The sequence below is a fragment of the Marinomonas sp. SBI8L genome (assembly GCF_001624705.1).
In the GTDB taxonomy this organism is placed as follows: Bacteria; Pseudomonadota; Gammaproteobacteria; order Pseudomonadales; family Marinomonadaceae; genus Marinomonas.
Genome location: NZ_JSEO01000011.1, coordinates 96,843 through 117,308 on the forward strand (window position 1 = coordinate 96,843; position 20,466 = coordinate 117,308).

The 20,466-nt window shown below is 42.1% G+C and carries 20 protein-coding genes; 16 read left to right on the forward strand and 4 right to left on the reverse strand.

Annotated features, from left to right (window positions below):
- Positions 1-14 precede the first annotated feature (14 nt).
- From OA91_RS16655 to OA91_RS16680, 6 genes are all read left to right on the forward strand, one after another.
- Complete coding sequence (locus tag OA91_RS16655) at positions 15-833, forward strand: helix-turn-helix transcriptional regulator (RefSeq protein WP_063339162.1); 819 nt, start codon at positions 15-17, stop codon at positions 831-833.
- Positions 834-1,041: 208 nt separating this feature from the next.
- Positions 1,042-1,341, forward strand: a complete 300-nt coding sequence (locus OA91_RS16660; RefSeq protein WP_063339163.1) for a type II toxin-antitoxin system HigB family toxin — start codon at positions 1,042-1,044, stop codon at positions 1,339-1,341.
- Positions 1,342-1,403: 62 nt separating this feature from the next.
- Positions 1,404-1,760, forward strand: a complete 357-nt coding sequence (locus tag OA91_RS16665; protein ID WP_063339164.1) for a helix-turn-helix domain-containing protein — start codon at positions 1,404-1,406, stop codon at positions 1,758-1,760.
- 251 nt (positions 1,761-2,011) lie between these two features.
- Positions 2,012-3,214, forward strand: a complete 1,203-nt coding sequence (locus OA91_RS16670; RefSeq protein WP_063339165.1) for an NAD(P)-binding protein — start codon at positions 2,012-2,014, stop codon at positions 3,212-3,214.
- Positions 3,211-3,975, forward strand: coding sequence for an SDR family NAD(P)-dependent oxidoreductase (locus OA91_RS16675; protein WP_063339166.1), 765 nt, complete (start codon positions 3,211-3,213; stop codon positions 3,973-3,975). Before OA91_RS16670 ends, OA91_RS16675 begins: the two co-directional genes overlap by 4 nt.
- A complete protein-coding gene (locus tag OA91_RS16680; protein WP_063339167.1) occupies positions 3,972-5,399 on the forward strand; it encodes a cryptochrome/photolyase family protein in 1,428 nt (475 codons plus the stop codon). The genes OA91_RS16675 and OA91_RS16680 overlap by 4 nt, the downstream gene beginning before the upstream one ends.
- A gap of 18 nt (positions 5,400-5,417) precedes the next feature.
- On the opposite strand, the gene OA91_RS16685 is transcribed toward OA91_RS16680, so the two are convergent.
- On the reverse strand, positions 5,418-6,500 hold the full coding sequence (locus OA91_RS16685; RefSeq protein ID WP_063339168.1) for a site-2 protease family protein: 1,083 nt from the start codon (positions 6,498-6,500) through the stop codon (positions 5,418-5,420).
- A 199-nt stretch (positions 6,501-6,699) separates the two neighbouring features.
- Between OA91_RS16685 and OA91_RS16690 the strand changes: the two genes are divergently transcribed.
- Positions 6,700-8,652 (forward strand): putative bifunctional diguanylate cyclase/phosphodiesterase, encoded by a 1,953-nt coding sequence (locus tag OA91_RS16690; protein ID WP_063339169.1) that lies wholly within the window; start codon positions 6,700-6,702, stop codon positions 8,650-8,652.
- Between the two features lie 40 nt (positions 8,653-8,692).
- Here OA91_RS16690 and OA91_RS16695 read toward each other — a convergent pair whose 3' ends face one another.
- Positions 8,693-10,309: a Na/Pi cotransporter family protein gene (locus OA91_RS16695; protein WP_063339170.1), complete on the reverse strand. Its 1,617-nt coding sequence runs from the start codon at positions 10,307-10,309 to the stop codon at positions 8,693-8,695.
- 474 nt (positions 10,310-10,783) lie between these two features.
- Between OA91_RS16695 and ugpB the strand changes: the two genes are divergently transcribed.
- From ugpB to OA91_RS16730, 7 genes are all read left to right on the forward strand, one after another.
- The gene (gene ugpB, locus OA91_RS16700) at positions 10,784-12,082 is read left to right on the forward strand and encodes a sn-glycerol-3-phosphate ABC transporter substrate-binding protein UgpB (RefSeq protein ID WP_046015526.1); all 1,299 of its coding nucleotides are present in this window, start codon (positions 10,784-10,786) and stop codon (positions 12,080-12,082) included.
- A 118-nt stretch (positions 12,083-12,200) separates the two neighbouring features.
- A complete protein-coding gene (gene ugpA, locus OA91_RS16705; RefSeq protein WP_063339171.1) occupies positions 12,201-13,076 on the forward strand; it encodes a sn-glycerol-3-phosphate ABC transporter permease UgpA in 876 nt (291 codons plus the stop codon).
- Between the two features lie 55 nt (positions 13,077-13,131).
- A complete protein-coding gene (ugpE, locus tag OA91_RS16710) occupies positions 13,132-13,980 on the forward strand; it encodes a sn-glycerol-3-phosphate ABC transporter permease UgpE (protein ID WP_046015528.1) in 849 nt (282 codons plus the stop codon).
- Between the two features lie 5 nt (positions 13,981-13,985).
- The gene (locus tag OA91_RS16715) at positions 13,986-15,050 is read left to right on the forward strand and encodes a sn-glycerol-3-phosphate import ATP-binding protein UgpC (RefSeq protein WP_063339172.1); all 1,065 of its coding nucleotides are present in this window, start codon (positions 13,986-13,988) and stop codon (positions 15,048-15,050) included.
- 55 nt (positions 15,051-15,105) lie between these two features.
- Positions 15,106-15,837 (forward strand): glycerophosphoryl diester phosphodiesterase, encoded by a 732-nt coding sequence (locus OA91_RS16720; RefSeq protein WP_063339173.1) that lies wholly within the window; start codon positions 15,106-15,108, stop codon positions 15,835-15,837.
- Between the two features lie 35 nt (positions 15,838-15,872).
- Positions 15,873-16,631, forward strand: coding sequence for a DeoR/GlpR family DNA-binding transcription regulator (locus OA91_RS16725; protein WP_063339174.1), 759 nt, complete (start codon positions 15,873-15,875; stop codon positions 16,629-16,631).
- A gap of 7 nt (positions 16,632-16,638) precedes the next feature.
- Entirely contained in the window at positions 16,639-17,442 is an 804-nt protein-coding gene (locus OA91_RS16730; RefSeq protein ID WP_063339175.1) for an HAD hydrolase family protein, read from the forward strand.
- A 140-nt stretch (positions 17,443-17,582) separates the two neighbouring features.
- Here OA91_RS16730 and OA91_RS16735 read toward each other — a convergent pair whose 3' ends face one another.
- Positions 17,583-17,825 carry a glutaredoxin domain-containing protein gene (locus OA91_RS16735; RefSeq protein WP_046015533.1) on the reverse strand — a complete coding sequence of 81 codons (243 nt, stop codon included), beginning with the start codon at positions 17,823-17,825 and terminating at the stop codon, positions 17,583-17,585.
- 273 nt (positions 17,826-18,098) lie between these two features.
- Between OA91_RS16735 and OA91_RS16740 the strand changes: the two genes are divergently transcribed.
- Complete coding sequence (locus OA91_RS16740; protein WP_197477834.1) at positions 18,099-18,866, forward strand: 4'-phosphopantetheinyl transferase family protein; 768 nt, start codon at positions 18,099-18,101, stop codon at positions 18,864-18,866.
- 58 nt (positions 18,867-18,924) lie between these two features.
- On the opposite strand, the gene OA91_RS16745 is transcribed toward OA91_RS16740, so the two are convergent.
- A complete protein-coding gene (locus tag OA91_RS16745; protein ID WP_063339177.1) occupies positions 18,925-19,449 on the reverse strand; it encodes a hypothetical protein in 525 nt (174 codons plus the stop codon).
- Between the two features lie 325 nt (positions 19,450-19,774).
- Here OA91_RS16745 and OA91_RS16750 point away from each other — a divergent pair, with 325 nt between their 5' ends.
- Positions 19,775-20,404: an isochorismatase family protein gene (locus OA91_RS16750; RefSeq protein WP_046015885.1), complete on the forward strand. Its 630-nt coding sequence runs from the start codon at positions 19,775-19,777 to the stop codon at positions 20,402-20,404.
- Positions 20,405-20,466: the final 62 nt, after the last annotated feature.

The window sequence follows — 20,466 nt, forward strand, 5'->3', positions numbered from 1 at the left end:
CAAGGAGGTAGTAAATGGCTCAAGACGATACGGTATTTTTCAAGAAAAGCCCCTTATTGCCCTATGCTGAATTACGTCAAGCCAATGGTTCAAGCGCCTGTTACCAGACTCACAGCCATGATGAGTTCTCCTTTGGAGTGATAGATAAAGGCCGAGCTAACTATCAAAACCTGCATAAGCACAATGACATCATCCAAGGGGATACGGTTACCATAAACCCCGGAGATGCGCATTCTTGTAACCCTGCCGATGGTGAATGGTCCTATCGTATGCTCTTCTTAGATGCGAATTATGTGGGTCAGCAACAACACGAGATTTTCAAAGGAGATGCTTGGGATTTCTTGCCTTTTGATGACAATTACCAGAGAGATGCGAGAAGTTACCAACTTTTTGAGCAGCTTTTTAATAGCTTGTTATCACAAAATGACCTACTGGCTGCCGAGTGCTTGTTACTGGACTATATACAACATGCCTTTGAAGCCAAATATGCTAAACACCCAGACCTGATTCGTCCTGATATTAATCGAGTTAGCCGTGTTAAAGACATGATAATGGATGCCCTAGAGCAAAATATCGCCTTGGATGATTTCTCCCAAGAAGTGGGTTTGAGCCGTTATCACCTAGTACGTAGTTTTAAACAGGCATATGGTCAATCCCCCCACGCTTTTCAGCTAGATCAGCGTATCAAGAAAGCCAAACTGCTACTGCAAGATGGTCGAAGCCTGATTGATACCGCAAGTGATTTAGGCTTTGCAGATCAAAGCCACTTTCAACGACATTTCAAAAAACGCATGGCTATCACCCCAAGACACTATCAGTCTTTTTTTGTGTGAAATCAATGTATTGATTAAAACTCTCTGTTAACAGCCTAGTTTTATGTCTTTTTGAAACAGCTCCTTTTATCTTTTAAATCATAACCTTTGCGTTGCTAATATTTAGCTAGTTGAAGTAGAAGCTTCTCTTATAAAAAGGAATTTCCCGAAACGGGAAAAATATATTGACGGAATATTAAGTATTTCCCATAATGGGAAAAGGAAGTGTATGCGAATTATATCGAGAGCAAGTTTGCGTGATTTTTGGCTACAAGCAAGTTATCGAGATGCTGAACAGCCGCTCAAATCCTGGTATGACGAAGTTAAAAAGGCTAACTGGAAAACGCCACAAGATATAAAAGCGTTATACCGAAGTGCTAGTTTTGTTGGTAATAACCGAGTTGTATTTAATATTCATGGGAATAAATACCGTTTAATTGTCGCGGTTAATTATGCTTTTGCCATGGTTTATGTGCGTTTTGTTGGTACTCATGCCCAGTATGACAAAGTGAATGCCGCAACTATCTAGCTGTAACAAGATGAGTCAGAGTAAAAAAACCAAGATGTAAAAGACCAAGGGGAAAATAGAAAATGCAAATTAAGCCAATTAAAACAGCCCAAGATCATAAAGCTGCCCTTGCTCGAATCGAAGAGCTTTGGGAGGCCGAGCTTAATACGCCAGAGGGTGATGAGCTTGAAATTCTTGGCACTTTAGTCAATGTGTTTGAAGAAACACATTTCCCTATAGATCCACCTAACCCTATCGAAGCCATTCGATTTCGTATGGAACAACAAGGCCTTGAAGATAAAGATCTAGTGCCCCTTTTGGGAACCCGCAGCCGAGTGACAGAGATTTTAAAATTTCAGCGTCGTTTATCTTTGAATATGATACGTAAATTGCATAAAGGGCTGAACATTCCTCTGGATATTCTCATTAAGGATTATTAATCAATGATGATAATCCTTTGCTAAAACATTCCACAGAAAACAAAACTCATACTAGATTCATCTATTCACCATCAAAACTCACGCCTCAAATACCGTCTTCAAACTAACAAGCTAAACTTTATCATTCACTATTATAAAATTTATTCTTGTACATTTTTGGTTTATGTACAAGAATAAACTTATACAAAATATTTAATTGTATAGATAGCTATCTGTTTTTGTACAACTTGATGGGTCTAGTGGAGAGGGCTATGTCTTTTGAAAGTGAAATACCTGTTAAAAAAGAAGAAGCTGCGAGTCGTGAAACATCCGCTGAGTGTATTGATGTTGCGATTATCGGAGCAGGGACATCAGGGTGTTTGATGGCGAACTTGTTGCAGGAAGCAGATATTAATTGTGTTTTGATTGAAAAAAGCCGTGGTCTAGGAGGGCGTTGTAGTCGCAGGCGTGTAACGGTTTCTGCGCCTTTATCGGCTTCTCCAAATAGGCTGTCTAACAAGGGCACGAATAACGAACATCAAGTAAGCCTTGATATGGGGGCCGCGTCATTTTCGCCAGAATCTATTAAGTATAAGGCCCTTGAAGATCGCATTCATACTTGGCAAGAAGCCGGGGTTTTGACCTCTTGGCGCTATCAGACTTGTCACTTTGGGTTCGAAGCCTTTGAGCACCTTGAAGAGCCAGCCTTCGAGCTGACTGCGTTTCCTTCTATGAACACTTGGCACAAACATATGGCAACTGGGGTCAGGCAAATTACCTCTTGTCGGGTCAGCCAAATTAATCAAATGAGTTCGGTATGGTACTTATACGATGAGGAGGGGGAGCTTATTGTGATGGCCAATAAGGTCGTTATCACCAGCCCTGCTGAGCAAGCCTTAGACTTGTTAACTGCCTCAGAATTAGTTGAAAAATCAGCAGAATATCAAAGCGTTAAGACGGCTTCTGAGATGAGTTTGGGGCAGTATGTTTGTGCTATAGAAACCAATACTTTTTTTGATCACAGGGTTGGTGTGTATCAAGGAGGGCATGGCATTTTAGCGAAAGCGACTCGTTTATCTTATAAAAGCATTTTGCATGAGGCGGTCAATCATGCCACCGATAAAGATATCTGGATGCTAGAAAGCTGTCCTAAATGGGCCAAGGCACAAGAACAAGAGGGTGTTTCTCACGAAGAAGCTGCTTTAGAGATGGCCCAAGCCTTCTGTTTACAGTTTGCCATTCATGATCCAGTGCGTATTTTAACGTCCCATTACTGGCGTTTAGCTCGGCATAGGGTGGGTTCAGATGAAAGCCTCTCTTATATTTTAGATACAGAATCCAATCTAGGGATTTGTGGAGACTGGTTAGATTCTGGTGACGTTGCAGGAGCGCTTAACAGTGCTCAAAGTCTTTTTAATGCTATGAATCAAGAACTTATAAATTCTGATCTAAATCAGCAAGAGGAGAGGATATGAGCACTTTCGAAGAGACTCTTAAAGCTGCCAATATTAAAAAAGTTGTCATCCTTGGCTGCTCTGGTGCCATAGGTAATGCCCTCGTTGAGACGCTTATTAGCCGCTTTCCTGAGGCGAGTGTTTATGGTTTTTCTCGCACTTCTCATTCTCACTCCTTTAGTGAAAAATTAGATAGATATCAAGAAGCTAGGATTGATTATGAGGATGAAGAGTCAATCGCGAAATGTGCTGCTTTGGCGGCAGAAACGGGCCCGCTTGATTTAGTCATAGTGGCGACTGGCATATTGCATCAAGGAGGGCTAATGCCAGAGAAATCATTGAGAGACTTATCGGCTGAAAAAATGATGGCGCTTTATCAAGCCAACTGCATTACGCCCACTCTTTTGGCCAAACATTTTATTCCGCAACTAAGTAAAAAGTCAGCCTCGGTTTTTGCCGCCTTATCAGCCAGAGTGGGCAGTATCTCTGATAATGCTTTAGGTGGCTGGTATGCTTATCGTGCTTCTAAATCTGCCCTTAATATGGTGATTAAAAATGCGGGCATTGAAACCGCAAGACGTAACAAGAGCGCCATCATAGTGGGCTTGCATCCAGGCACAGTAGACAGTGATTTATCTAAGCCATTTCAGGCCAATGTCCCTGCAGGTAAGCTCTTTCGACCTCTTGATTCAGCAAATTATTTATTGGAAACCCTATTAGAGTTAACTCCCAGTCAAACGGGTAAATGCTTTGCTTGGGATGGTCAGGAGATAGCCCCATGAATAGACCTTTAGTGATTCATTGGTTTCGCCAAGACCTACGTTTATCTGATAACCCTGCATTAATGGCAGCGGTTAACCAAGGAAACGTTCTGCCTATTTATATTCTTGATGATAAGAATGCTAACGAATGGGCGATGGGAGGAGCCAGCCGCTGGTGGTTACATCATTCTTTAAATGCGCTAGATACCACACTCGCTGGACGTTTAAACTTGTATAAGGGTGAGCCGCTTCAGGTGCTGTTAGCGCTTATTGAGAGGCTTGGTGTGACGCATGTGGTTTGGAATCGTTGTTATGAGCCTTGGCGCATGCGACGAGATGAGAAGATTAAGCTGGCACTGAAAGAGAAGGGTATTCAAGTCGAAAGCTATAATGGGTCGCTTCTATGGGAGCCTTGGCAGATTAAAAAGCCGGACGGCACAGCATATAAAGTTTTCACACCTTTTTATCGTAAAGGTTGTTTAAAAGCCGAAATGCCAAGGGAACCTTTGCCCAGACCTGACAATAATGATGTTTATCTTGTTGATGATAACTGTCAGACCTTAGAGCGTTTAAATCTCTTGCCAAAAGTGGCTTGGGATGAGGCATTTAAAGGCCTGTGGCAGATAGGGGAAGACAAGGCGCAAAGTCAGTTTTTTCAGTTCCTAAAAGAAGGCTTAGCTAATTATAAAGAAGGTCGTAATATCCCTTCAAAGTCTTTTGTGACACGCCTTTCTCCTCATATTCATTTTGGTGAGATCTCGCCAAATCAGCTCTGGTATGGGGCGCAAAGAGAAGCAGATAATGAGCACGTCGATCATTTTTGTAGTGAGCTTGGTTGGCGTGAATTCTCCTATAGCCAATTGTTTTTGAATCCAGACTTACCTACTCAAAACCTTCAACCTAAGTTTGATGACTTCCCTTGGTTGGCAGACGATGGAACCCATGAAGGCGCGCTACTCAGGGCTTGGCAACAAGGAAAAACAGGCATTCCCATGGTTGATGCTGGTATGCGAGAGCTATGGCAAACAGGTTATATGCATAACAGGGTACGCATGATTGTTGCTTCCTTTTTGGTTAAAAATTTGCGTATTCACTGGCATCACGGTGAGCGCTGGTTTTGGGATACTTTATTGGATGCGGATCTTGCTAACAACAGTGCCAGTTGGCAGTGGGTTGCAGGTTCTGGTGCAGATGCCGCCCCATACTTCAGGATATTTAACCCTGTAGTACAGGGGCAGAAATTTGATGGGGAAGGAGAGTATATTAAAAAGTTTGTACCCGAAATTTCTTTGTTACCGAAAAAGTACCTATTCTCCCCTTGGGAGGCTCCTGAACTCGTGCTGCAAGAGGCTGGCGTTAAATTGGGAGAGACTTACCCTAACCCTATCATTGATTTAAAAGCCTCCCGCGAAGCCGCATTAGAGGCATTTAAATCACTTAAATAAGCACTTTTTTGCTCGGTTTTAGCTACCCAGTATCTTCATAGGAAGTGAGAGGGCTTCGTTATCGCCTTGGCCTAGCACATAAATAATGCTGGCTAGGGTAATCATGGTGCCCAGATACCAAACGATAGAGAAAATTTGCCCATACCTATCTAGCGGTAATAGCTGATTATGCTTGCGCATTTTCCATTCCATCATGATTTCACTACTACCGATCGCAAGCATAAGAGCAAGCAAGGCTAGGCCAAAGTAGTAACTCGTTAGTACACCTAATGCCGCCCCAAGAATACATAATACCAAGCCCACCACAGAGTGCATGGAGAAGGTAATACTCTTCATAATATGACCCCCATCTAATGGCAAAATAGGTAATAAATTGAAGAGATTAAGTAGGGCATTATAAACCGCGAGCCCAGCAAACATTTCTATGCCAGTGAACCAGTAAATAACTAAGCTGGCTAAGGATAAGAGCAGACCGAAGAAAGGCCCCATTATGGCAATCACTACTTCTTGCCAGCGGGTGTTTATTTTATTTTCTGAGAGTGCCAAACCGCCCACAAAGGGGATTAGATAAATGCCTTTGGTTTTCATACCAAAGTATTTCATGGCTCTAATATGGCCATATTCATGTACCACAAGGCAGAGGATTAAACCCAAAGCAAAAGGCAGTGAAAACAACCAAGAGTAAGCTGCTAAACTGCCCGCAACTAGCAAGGCTTTGATGACCTTAACGCTTTTAAATAATTTAAAGGCTAAAGACATTAAGCCAAACGCGCTGACCTTTTCTTTTGGCCCTTGTCTTTCTTCTGGAATACGTTTTTCGATATCGGACTGTTGCACGCGATTAGAGCTAACCATTTCTTGGTTGATCTTGAGTTCATACTCTAAACTAAAGGGTTGCCAATCTAGCTGACAATTGAGCTCGCATAGGATTTCGGTTTCGCCATTTTGCAGGCTAAAACTATGATTCGACATTGGGTCCGGATCTGCACTGGCACTTTTTTCTGAGACTAACTGATTATCCCAAAATAATGCCTGCCAACCAGATAAAGTGCCTTCTAATCTTAGCTCTTTGCCCAAACAATCTATACTGAGTAATTGCACTGCAATTGTCCTACATTTGTGTGATGAGGGCTCATTATCATCAAAAAATGCCGTGTGACAAGTTAGGGTATAAAACATTTGTTTCACAATTGTGGATTTATGTGAATTTACACATATTCGAGTGTTCAGTTTTTTATGCGCTTGTTACTATGATTGAGTGAAATGGACTCAACACAAACAATAAAAACTAAAGCCAGTTATGAATGACCCTTTTAGTAAATTAAAAACAGCCGTCTGGGTTTACGATATAGATAACTTCTGTATCTCTTGGGCGAATGAAAAAGCATTGGAGCTTTGGGAAGCGGACAGTCCCGAAGAGCTACGCACACGAGATTTCAAAGTTGGTTCTTCGGATGCGGTAAGGTCTAGTTTATTAGACTACCAGCAGGCTTTTCGAAGAGGCGAAACACGAGGCGAATTTTGGACTTTTACGCCTAAGGATATCGTCAAAAAAGCCTTATTAATCATGAGCGGGCATGTGCTCAAAGATGGTCGTATGGCCATGCTGTGTGAAGCTCTTACCTTAGATCTGATTCCAGATATGGAGTTAGTTGGCTCGACTGTGATGATGTCGAGCTATCAGCTAGATGGCACCTTTATCAGTGCCAACCCACCTTTCAAAGAAGACATAGGTTCAGAAGACATTAGGTTGGATGAGTTGATTGTCATGGGCAGTAAACTGGCTCAGATTTATACCAGCTTAGAGTCCAGCGGCCAATTTAAAGGTGATGTTCTATGTCGCCGTCAAGGGATGGAAGTCTGGTACCACCTAGATGCTACCTTGTCCTCTCAAGATGGTATGAAAAAAATTCTAATCCACCAATACAATATTCATAATCGTAAGTTACAAGAAAGAGCCTTCGAAAAAGATTCTCACACAGACCTGTTGACTGGTTTATTAAACCGCAGAGGCTTATTTGATCGCCTACAAAGTTATCGTGATGAAAAGAAACATTTCGCCATTTTTTACCTCGATCTAGATGGTTTTAAGATGATCAATGATTCATTTGGTCATGCTTGTGGTGATCAGGTGCTTAAATCGGTTTCTGCTCGATTGTCTGCAACCCTATTTTCTAAAGGGCACGCTTGTCGTTTTGGTGGTGATGAGTTTATTTGGACCTGTGGTTTGGATGAGTTGCCATTGCCTATCGATGTGTTGAGCGATAAGTTATTAAACGCCGTTTCCCATACCTTTTATGGTGAGTTTGGTGTGCCTATGGATGTGGCTGCCAGTGTCGGTTCGGCAATTTACCCTCAAGACGGTATTACTACCCAAGAGATTATCAGTTGCGCCGATGCTGCCATGTATATGGCAAAACGAACGGGTAAGCGCCGTGCTGTTTGTTATCGTCCTGGTATGGAGAAAGAGAACAAGCGACTGGGGATTCTGGCGCAGAACCTTTCTCAAGCTATTAAAAACCGTGAACTGAGTTTGCATTACCAGCCTATTTATCATGTTGGCACCAATAAAATCGATTCTTATGAAGCGCTTATTCGATGGCAGTGTGAGTCGCTAGGTTATATTTCAGCTGATGAGACAATACGTATTGCGGAATCCACCGGTCTGATACATAGCATAGAAAACTGGGTTATCAGGCAGGCCTTGCAAGATCTTAAAGAGTTCCGTGAGGGCTCAGATGACAGTATTCGCATGTCGATAAATATTTCTGGCTTGCACCTGGCCCAAGCGGATTTCGTTAGTAGCTTGGAAGAGAAGATCATTCAAGCTGGGCTTAAACCACAAGATGTGATTGTTGAGCTAACAGAAACGGCTTTGCTAGATGGCATAGATGATGAAGACAGTAATGTTAATCAACTACATAAATTAGGTGTGGGCATTAGCATTGATGACTTTGGTACTGGCTACTCATCTTTAGCTTATCTACATAAGATTCCCGCCGATGTGGTAAAAATTGATAAGTCTTTTGTCGAGCAAGTGGGGAAAGACAGCCGCACCATAGATTATATCCATCGACTTATTTCATCCCTTGGTAAAACCACCTTGGTGGAGGGAGTTGAAACCCAAGAGCAAAAAGAAATTGTTCAGGCTTTAGGTATTAATCTGCATCAAGGTTATTGGTTCTCTCGACCTCAGTCCCTTATGTTCTTTAAGAGCCAGCCCATTTCTCCAAGAGTGATAGAAATCGGCTAGCTGAGTGTCCTAGTCTGTTCCAGCTTTATCGCGGTGGCTTCTAGTTAAAGCCATCGCGTTTGATAATGGGGTAGGCTGTCGCGACTAGTAAAGAACAAATCCGCTGTAAATCTCGCAATATATCCACATGAATTTGAGACGACTCTAAACTTGCTGAAATCTGTTCCCTTAGCCTTTGGGTATGTTGCTCTCGACACAAAATAATCTTATTACGATACACATGTTTAGCATCGACTAACTCATTGGCAAGCCCTGGGTTTTGCGATACATAAACCGCTTGGGATAAACGGAATATCTCAAATAGCTCTTCGAATAGGGCGTCCAGCTCCTGTTGCCCACTTTCGGAAAATGCTATGCCTGCCTTGTGTTTCTTTCGGGCTAAGACCATTAGGCTGGCATCGACAATATCTCCCACATGCTCAAGGTTAGTGGCGAAATTAAAGGCATCTTGCCAGTTATTTTGAGCTTCCTTGGTGGACTTTAAATTCTCGATCGAAGACAAGTAATAGGTTACTTCGCGGTGAATATGGTCGATATCATCATCTAGGTTTTTCACCTTAGAGATACCCTTAGCATTGTTAAAGGCCTCTGGAATACCTTCTAACATCTGAAAGGCAATATCAGCAATTCTCAGTGTTTCATTACGTACATTGGCCATGGCTCTAACTGGGTGGCCAATATCATCTTGTGATAAATAAACGGCGCTGACGGACTTAGTTTCTGTACTTGCCTCAGGTGCTGGGAAATAGCTTTCTAATGTACGGGCTAATAATGGCAAGCTGGCGAGGAAAAGTATGCCATTTAACATATTGATAGATAAGTGGAACACCATAGGTGAGCTTAACCCCATCGCTTCTAATGAAATGAGTTGACTAATTTCTAAGAAGTAAACGGCTAAGCCAATACACACCACACCAATGCGAATCACAAGGTTGCCGATAATAATTAAGCGGCCTTTTTGATTTAAGCTCCAGCCTGAACTGAGTGCTGGCAGCGCACCACCCACATTGGCACCCAGTACCATCATGATGGACATATCCAGTGGGATAGCGCCAGAGCTTGCCAAGCTTGCCACAATCAAGATGACCGCTAAGCTGGAATGGACTATCCAAGTAAAAAGAGCGACCAGAAAGAGGGTTAGCGCGGCATCATGGCCCAGAATACTCAATAAGATATCCATGCCATTACCACTACGCATGCCCGCCGTTGCTTGTGACACTAGGCTCAAAGCAAGTAATAACAGGCCAAGGCCCATACAAATACGGCCCCAGTATTTGAATCGCCTTTTACTGGCGCGTTGGAAACTGATGTAGCCAATTAATAATAAAAAGGGAGAGAAGAGTGATAAGTCATAACTTAGGATAAGCGCCATCAGGCTAGAGCCAATTTCGGCACCGACAACTAAGGAAAGAGCAGGAATAATACCGAGTGCGCTTGAGGCAACAAAACCTGCGGCAAGGAGTACAACTGCTGTTCCAGATTGCAGTGCGGCAGCTGATACAACACCTAACATCATGGCTTGAGGCCGGTTGCGTGTCATCAGACGTATCGCGTTTTCTAAGCGTCGTCCATAAGCACGTTCAAAGCCTGTCTTAACCATGCGTATTGCCCAAAGTAACAGTGCAATAGCGCCCGCTAGGTGTATTAGTTCATTCATTTATATCTTCCAGTTGTGAAAAAGTCTCCGAATAGCCACACATTAATCTTAAGTCGTGAGGGCGAAAATCCCCAAGTTTTAGCAAAAAAACAAGGTAAATCAGATAGTTTAGTTTCAAATTTATGCTTTTTAAGGTTTTCATTGTTTCGAACGAAAATCAATCTTAAATGTTACAAAATTGTTAAATTTACAAAAACCTGCCTTTAAAACGAAAATTAATTGTAACTAAACGAAAATAAATTTGATTTCATATGAGCTTTTTGGCGATGATAATTGCAACTTAAACAAAAAATGTTCGTTCGAAAGTAAATTATAGCTTTCATTTGAAACTAAAGTTAGGTAAAACATAAAACGGAATTAATTATTGCTTCTTTTTTGATCGATTTAGACCTTCTTGGTTAAACAGAAGTGTCATATTTGATTGTTAAATTTCGCCTCGAATTACAAAAATAAGCTCATACGAGGAGCCTTGTTATGCAAAAACGTAAATTATCTGCCCTGTTGTTAGGTGCATCTATTGCTAGTTCTGGTTTTGCTGCGACTGAAATTGAGTGGTGGCATGCCATGGGTGGCGCGCTTGGAGAAAAAGTTAACGAAATCGTTGCTGATTACAATGCCTCACAGGATGCTTTCAAAGTGAAAGCAACTTATAAAGGTAATTACTCTGAAACAATGACCTCAGCCATTGCGGCGTTTCGTGCTAAGCAACAGCCTGAATTGGTGCAGGTTTTCGAGGTAGGTACAGCAAGTATGATGGCGGCTGAAGGCGCTATTTACCCTGTACATAAGTTAATGCGTGATTCAGGACAAGCCTTTGACGGTTCCAAATACCTAAGTGCCGTGACAGGTTATTACACAGACAATGACGGTAATATGCTGTCTATGCCATTCAACAGTTCTACTCCTGTGCTTTATTACAACAAGGCTATGTTTGCTAAAGCCGGTGTTACACCGCCAAAGACTTGGGAAGAAATGCAAAGCGTAGGTGAGAAACTACTAGCATCTGGCGCTAAATGTGGTTTCACCACAGCATGGCAATCTTGGGTTCATTTAGAAAACATGAGTTCACGTCATAACCAACCTTTTGCAACCAAAGCAAACGGTTTTGGCGGCATGGACACTCGTCTAGCCTTTAACAGCCCTCTGCAAGTGAAACACGTGAGCAAGATGGGTGAATGGCAGCAAAATGGCATCTTCAGCTACTCTGGTCGTCGTAACGATGGTGCAGCTAAGTTCTACAGCCAAGATTGTGCCATGTACACCGAGTCTTCAGCGGGTTATGCGGGTATTAAGAAAAATGCCAAGTTCGACTTTGGTGTTGTTGAGTTGCCTTACTGGGCAAGTGAAGTGAAACAACCTTCTAACACCATTATCGGTGGCGCATCTTTATGGGTACTTAAAGGTCATAAGTCAGAAGAGTACAAGGGTGTTGCCTCTTTCCTAAACTACCTCTCATCTGCTGATGTACAAGCAGATTGGCACCAGTTTAGTGGTTACTTGCCTATCACGACAGCGGCTTACAATCTGACTAAGGGTGAAGGCTTTTATGCTAAAAACCTAGGTACAGAAGTTGCGGTACAACAAATGACAGTTGGCACGCCAACTGAAAATACCAAAGGTTTACGTCTAGGTAACTTTATCCAAATCCGTGGTCTGATTGATGAAGCTCTAGAATCCGTTTGGAATGGTGAAGCCGATGCTCAATCTGCACTGGATAATGCAGTGAAACGCGGCAACATGATGTTGACTAAGTTTGAAAAAGCGAACAAATAATCAAGCTGAAAACGAGTTGTTTCGTTTGAATACCTGATTGTTATCGTAACAGCTCTCATCCTATTGTTTTAAAAGAATAGGATGAGAGCCACCGCTAAACCCGATTTCTGGAAACACCATGACTGTAACTTTCCCCCACAAAACCCTGCCTTGGCTTTTGGTCGCACCACAACTCTTGGTGACCTTAGTCTTCTTTTTATGGCCAGCAGGACAAGCCATAGAGCAAGCTTTCTATCAGGAAGATGCATTTGGCCTTAGTCGTGAATTTGTTGCGTTTGAAAACTTTATCGAGCTGCTACAAGACCCTTATTACTACAACTCCATTGGCGTAACACTTGTTTTTAGTATGGCTGTTGCCGTCAGTGGCTTATCGATTGCCTTAGTCTTAGCCACCATGGCTGATCGCATTATTCGTGGGCAAATGGTGTACCAAACCTTATTGATTTGGCCATATGCGGTAGCGCCTGCTTTGGCGGGTGTACTTTGGTGGATCCTCTTTGACCCAGCCCAAGGGCCGATTGCCCTTTGGCTTGAATATATGGGCATAGAGTGGGACCACTTTGTTAATGGTGGCGATGCCATGGTCTTGGTTGTCATTGCCGCTACTTGGAAGCAAATCAGCTATAACTTCTTGTTTTTCCTTGCTGGATTACAAGCTATTCCACGTTCTTTAATTGAAGCTGCTGCGATAGACGGTGCCGGTCCTGTAAGACGCTTCTGGGATATTGTTTTTCCTCTGTTATCGCCAACCGCTTTTTTCTTGCTGGTGATGAATATTGTGTATGCCTTCTTTGAAACCTTCGGTGTCATCGATGCCACCACAGCAGGTGGTCCAGGTCAGAGTACTAAGATATTGGTTTATAAGGTTTATGAAGACGGTTTTGTGGGTCTTGATTTAGGCGGCTCCGCTGCTCAGTCAGTCATTTTGATGATGATAGTTGGCCTAATGACAGTGGTTCAATTCCGCTTTATTGAACGAAGGGTACAGTATTAATGAAACAGTTTAAATTGATAACAGAAATGATGGGAAGCAAGCTAAGGAGACCAGTATGATAGAGAATCGCCCTTGGTTAACCTTTATTAGTCATAGCGTTTTGATTTTAGGCATTATTGCCGTCGCACTGCCTATTTGGGTTGCGATTGTTGCTTCGACTCACCCTGCAGAAGCTTTTGGTCAAGGTAGTGTGCCACTTTGGTTTGGTAACTATGCTACGGAAACTTGGCAAACTGTGCTCTTTAGCGCGGCAGGTAATGGGGTAGATGTCCCTGTTTGGAAAATGATGTTTAACTCGCTGGTCATGGCGATAGCAATCGCATTTGGTAAGATTGCTATCTCTTTGATATCGGCTTATGCCATTGTTTTCTTTCGCTTTCCGTTCAGGTCTTTATGTTTCTGGCTCATCTTTATGACCCTGATGCTACCTGTTGAAGTACGTATTCTGCCAACTTATGAAGTGGTTGCTAAGCTTAACTTGCTTAACTCTTACACGGGTTTAGCCTTACCTCTTATTGCCAGTGCAACGGCGACCTTCTTATTCAGACAAGCCTTTATGGCCATGCCTGGTGAATTGGTCGAAGCGGCTCGTATGGATGGAGCAGGCCCTGTTCGTTTTTTCTTTGACATCCTATTGCCACTGACTCGCACCAATATTGCGGCCTTGTTTGTCATCTTGTTTATCTATGGTTGGAACCAATACCTTTGGCCCTTGTTGATCACCACAGATGATGCTTATTACACCTTGGTGATGAGTATTAAACGTATGGTGTCGGTTGCAGATGGCGCAATCGAATGGAATAGCATTATGGCCACCACAATTTTAGCCATGTTACCCCCGGTTGCAGTCGTTATCGGCATGCAAAAAATGTTTGTTAAAGGTTTAGTTGATTCGGAGAAGTAAGCACCATGGCTGCAGTTGTTTTAAGTAAAGTGGGCAAAAAGTACCCAAATGGTTTTCATGCGATTCCAGCGGTCGACCTGGATATCAAAGATGGTGAATTTATTGTTTTAGTTGGGCCATCTGGTTGTGGTAAATCGACACTATTACGCATGGTTGCGGGGCTTGAAACCATTACTAATGGTGAGTTGAGCATCAATGGCACTCGTATGAATGATAGAGAGCCTGCTGATCGTGATATTGCCATGGTATTTCAAAGTTATGCGCTTTATCCCCATATGACAGTGGCTGGCAATATGGGTTACGGCCTTAAAAACCGTGGCGTGGATAAAGAAAGCATAGAGAAAAAAGTAAATGAAGTTGCCAAGATGCTGGACTTGACTCATTTATTGGAACGTAAACCTAAGCAGCTGTCTGGTGGCCAAAGACAAAGGGTTGCTATGGGACGTGCCATGGTGCGAGATCCACAGGTTTTCTTATTTGATGAGCCATTATCTAACTTAGATGCCAAACTTAGAGTGCAGATGCGAGTCGAGATTCGCCAATTGCAACGTAAGTTAGGCACAACGACCTTGTATGTGACCCATGATCAGGTTGAGGCTATGACCTTAGCAGATAGGCTGGTGGTACTGAATCAAGGCCATGCTGAGCAAATCGGTTCACCGCTTGAGTTGTATGAGCGTCCTGCAACCCCTTTTGTGGCGGCTTTTATTGGGTCTCCTGCGATGAACCTGTTTTCGGCGACGTTAGACTCAAATAACTTGATATTAGGCGAAAATGAAAGCGTTTTATTGAAAACTCAGCATGAATTCAATGGCCCAGTGACTTGGGGAATCCGTCCTGAGCATCTTGTTGTTTGCGAACAGGATGCGGATTTCAAAATGCGCGTAAAAGCAGTTGAATCTTTAGGGGCAGAAACCCTAATATATGGCGCCATTGATGGGGTGAACCAGGATCTAGTTTTGCGTTTGTCTGGCCCGCATCAACCTGAGATTAATAGTGAAATTGGCTTGAAAGCGCCACAGGATAAATGGCACTTGTTTGATGCGAATACTCAACAAAGACTCCCATAATTAGGTCGAGTTAGGCTTACTTTATAGGTCTGAATTTTATTTAGGAAAAAGAATAATGACATTTGAAACAAAAGTGATGGGACACAGAGGGGCAGCTAAGATTGCACCAGAGAATACCTTAGCAGCAATCAGCGCGGCAGCGAAAGCTGGTACCCAATGGGTTGAGATAGATGTCACTTTAGCGGCCGATGGTTTGGTTATCTATCATGATGACACCTTAGATCGCTGTTCAAACGGCACTGGCCTAGTAAAAGAAAAGACGTTAGCTGAGTTAAAAACCTTAGATACAGGTCGTTGGTTTGATGAAGCCTTTGCCAATGAAAGAATTCCTACCTTGGTTGAAGCCTTGGAACATATCCAAGCATTAGGTTTGTCTTTGAATCTTGAAATCAAGTATGAGCAAGAAGATGTAGACAGTATAGTGCCTGCTGTTATGGCGACTTTGGCTGAGCACTGGAAAGATAAGTCTAAACTATGTATTTCAAGCTTCAATGAAGCGGTATTAGTGCGAGTACGCAGCTTAGATGCGGATTTACGACTAGGACAGCTGTACGAAGACATTCCGGCGAACTGGTCTGAGACATTGGCTAATATCCAAGCCTTTAGTCTTAACTGTGACCATTCTTTACTTAAAAAAGACACTGCATTAGCGATTAAAGAAGCGGGTTACCTACTCTTCTGCTACACAGCTAATGACCCAGAACTAGTGATTGATCACTGGTCATGGGGTATGGATGCTGTCATTACCGATGATCCAAGCATCTTTTTTAATACTGGCATTAAATAACCTGCTGGTTTACAGACATAAAGCGGAAAAATCTAATGAGTTTAAGTGAGCGTCAAAACCAAATTCTTAACTGGGTACAACAAGTTGATTATTTGTCGATTGAGACCCTAGTGGAACGTTTTGACGTTTCTTCTCAGACTATACGTAAGGATGTGAACCATCTGGCCGAATTACATCTAATTCGCCGTCAGCATGGGGGCATAACCTTGATGTCGACCGCTGAGAACCTGCCTTTTGATAACCGCCAATATTTAAATGGCAATGCAAAGCAGAAAATTGCCAACACGTTAGTTGCTCAAATTCCTGATGGGGCCTCCTTAGTACTTGGAGTTGGAACCACAGTGGAATATGTGGCTAAAGCGTTGGCGAATCATAAGGACTTGCAAGTATTCACCAATAACCTAACAGTTGCAGGCATCTTGTGCGCTTTTCCTAATATTCAGGTCAGAGTAGCTGGTGGCAAGATGCGTCATTCTCATCGGGATTTAGTTGGTGTAGAGACAATTGAGTTTCTACGTGAGTTCTATTTTGATTTCGGCATCATAGGTTGTGGTGGCCTTGACGAAGAAATGGGTGTGCTTGATTTTGACCCAGAAGAAGCGGCTATTAGTCGTGTCATCATAGAGCAAAGTCGACATAATGTGCTGGTCTGCGACAAACACAAATGGGGGCGTAAGGCGATGGCGAGAGTTCAGCCTTTTAGTCATATAAATCAATTCTTTACTGACTCAGTGAGTGCTGAACAAGCCGCTCTGTTAGCTCGTCATAATGTAGATTTAAACCTGATAGATTAGATAACTCATGCCTGATAAAAAGATAGTAAACCTTGAGCAATTAAGTAACACTCAGCTGGCTCCGATCAAATATATATTGACGGATGTAGACGACACCCTCACTTGGGAGTCCGACTTACCCACAGCAACTTATCAAGCGATGAGTGACCTAATTCAAGCAGGTTATGTCTTGATTCCAGTGACGGGTGGTTGTGCTGGCTGGTCTGATCTAATGGCGAGGATATGGCCTGTTTCAGGAGTGATAACAGAAGGCGGTGCTTGTTTTTTACAGAAACAGATTTCAGGAAAATTAGATTATCATTACTGGCATACTGCTGAAGAAATGCAGGCGAAAAAGCTGGCGCTACTCTCTGAAGTAGAAGCCTTATTGCCTGAATTCGCGCCTTTAAAGCTGGCGCAAGATCAAGCTTATCGCTTAACCGATGTGGCGGTTGATTACGCACAAGATCAGAATCCACCTTTACCAGAGCTTAGAGATGCCTTGCTTGCAAAGCTCCATGATCAAAGTATACAGGCTAAAGCGAGCTCGATTCATATAAATATCTGGCACGGTGATTATGATAAATTTGCTATGGCCGAAAGAGTGCTAAAGCAGCACTATGGATTGAGTCATAAAGAGATGCTAGAGCAAGTTATCTATGTGGGTGATGCACCAAATGATGAGAGTATGTTTGCTCAATTCCCAATCAGTGTTGGTGTGGCGAATATCGGTAAGCATCTAGCTAATATGACACATCAACCTAGTTGGATCACCCATAACCCAGGCGGCCATGGTTTTGCTGAACTTTCTGCTAAGTTGTTGAATAAATAAAGTTTTATAGATAAATTACTGCTAGATCGCCTGTCTAAAAAAGCAAAAAGCTCATCGTAAGGGGAACGAAGGGTTTTATGTTTTCTGCATCACGTTTGCGCATCACTTTTGTTTGTCGATTTGTATGAGCCTATGCGAAATTATGCCGCTTGAGTGTCTAAACTCGCATTCAAATCATCAAAACCACCCACATAGTCTTTGCCTTTAAAAATTTGAGGTACAGTGCGTACTTCTTTACCAACTAGTGCTGACAGCGCATCTTGGGTAATGCCTTCATCATGAATATTCACATAACGGTACGGCAAACCTTGCTCGTCTAAAAGCTGCTTAGCGCGACGGCAAAAACCACAGTTGTCATGACCAAAAATTGTATAACGAGACATAATCTATTCCTCTTAACCTTGTAAAACTGACTGTTTAATCTGAGTGCTTAGCAGTGCGTTTGGCCAGTGCTTAAGCGATGTAGTCATAATAGGGAATTAGAGTTGTTAGGTAAAATTAATTAAAACTAATTGCGTGTTAGGTTTTAGCTATTTTGACTTGGTTTTTCTTTAATTGGCATAGAATCTTGCAAAGGTTAGTATTCATCTCATAAGAATCATTCTCAATTTCTCTTACTGTTTTCAGTCATGCTTCATTCTCACAAGGACTTTGTTTTGCCCGACTCTTCACCTCTCTCTTCTCAGCTTAATGTGTTTTTAAAGCAGGTCTTGCCACACGATGTGTTTGCTCACTTAATCGCGCTTAAGGTATCTGAAGAGTTTAGGGACGAGTTAGTAAAACAAGGTATTGAGCTTAATGTGGCAGATGGTGCAGTGCTTAAGCGACAGTGCGAGTATTTAGCGGGTCGTTTCTGTGCCAATGAAGGTTTGAAGCAGTTGGAGCACAAGCTTGCTATCGAGATAGTTAATAAAGAGGTTGCTACGGGTAAGAACCGAGAGCCCTTGTGGCCTCAAGGCGTGTTGGGTGCCATTAGTCACTCTAGTCGCTTTGCCATGGCTGTGTTGGCTCAAGATAAAGGCCGTTACCTAGGTATTGGAATCGATATTGAAGAAGAGATGACTGAGGATTTGGCCCGTGATGTATCGGGTCAAATCATGACAGAGAAAGAAAAACGGCTGAACCATAAGCCTGATGACTTTGACAATAAAAGTTTTGTCACCTTGATTTTCTCAGCAAAAGAGTCGATTTTTAAGGCTTTGTATCCTAGTGTTGGCGAGTACTTTGGCTTTGAAGCCTGCGAGTTAATTAATTTTGATCCCATTGAAAAAAACTTAAAATTTCGCCTAGTTTCGTCTTTAAATCATGTTTGGAAAGCAGGTAAAGAGCTTAATGTGAGGTATTTTTCACTACCAATTGAGTTTGAAAAAATAACTGGTAGTCGAAGTTGGTTCACACTAGCTCTTTTCGATGGCAGGACTTGAAAGTTGAGAGAGAAGAAGCCTAATATTGTTATTAAACTTCATCTCCATAATATTTAATTTACAACTGTTTAGTTGGCAGATCCTCAAGAATGTAGCTTACGATTGAGTCAATATATTTAGGCTCATCATTGGCATCATTCTTTGCGAATATAGTATTGAAGTTCCCGCCTACTGATTGGTCACTAACTGTGCCTGAGCGATTGTAATAACCTAATTGTTCACCATTACTAACTAAGTTTACATCTGCAAAATAGCTTAATTTCGCTAGAGCTGTTCCACCCCAAGAATAGATGCGCTCAATTCGAATATTCATTTTTACATCAACGCTATTTTTTGCATTAAGATCATTATCATTTAAATAATCTCTTACCTTGCTCCCTACGTACTGCTCAACTTCGGCATTAGACATGTAACCTGCACCAGTCGCTTTTATTTCGTTTTCGCTATTAATAGAAACTTGCACCTCTGAGTATTTAGCCGCTTCAGTTTCAAAGTAAGTTTGGCCAACATCAGTGTAGTTAACATTGGAGCCACAAGCTGTTAATAATAAAGCTGTAGAGATTGCTGCGCATGTTTTAAACATTTAACTTCCTTATTTATATTACTTTTTAAAAAACGCTTACTATGCGTAGCAATTTAATCTTCAATTGAATGAGATTCAACTCAATTTACGAAACGTTTCATTTCTCTAAATTAGTTATAACTAATTAATTTTGATAGTAGTTTAATGACTAATTGTGTTGTTTGGAGTTGCTGTGAAGGTAAGTTTTAGATTTGAGAATTTTGGCATAACCTATGCCTTTAATAAAAAGTATTATCAATTGCTTTTGGATGTCAGACTGATTTAATATTGCGCGAATGATAATTATTATCAATAAAGCTAAACTTAATAAGGATGATGAAAGACAATGGCTATCCCAAGAATTGCTCAGTATGAACTGCCTGCAACAGAAACCTTTCCTGCGAATAAGGTTAAATGGACAATTGACCCAGAAAAGGCAGTGCTGCTTGTTCATGATATGCAAGATTACTTTGTGAATTTCTTTGATACACAAGCCAGCCCTGTGCCAGCCCTTGTTGAAAATATTGCGAAACTGAAGAAAGTCGCTAAAGCCGCTGGTATTCCTGTCATTTATACGGCGCAGCCAGCAAACCAAGATTTAGAAGAACGAGCATTACTTACAGACTTTTGGGGGCCAGGCTTAAAGCAAGATACCCAAGTTATCGAGGCGTTAGCGCCAGAAAGTGATGACATTCAATATACTAAATGGCGTTACAGTGCGTTTAAAAAGTCACCTTTGCTAGATTTTCTTAAAGAAGAAGGTCGAGATCAGCTAATTGTGTGCGGAATTTACGGACACATAGGTGTGCAAGCAACAGCGCTGGATGCTTTTATGATGGATATAAAGTCTTTTGTTATTGGTGATGCGATTGCAGACTTTAGCTTGGAAGAGCATCAAGGCACACTGGGTTTTGTAACAGGACGCTGTGGTTCGGTGAAAAGCCTAGAACAGGCAGTGAGTGAGATCGCTAGTTAAAAAAATACCTAGGGAAGATGACAAGCTTCTTTGGTTTGTTCACCTTCCCTAGAAATAGCTGC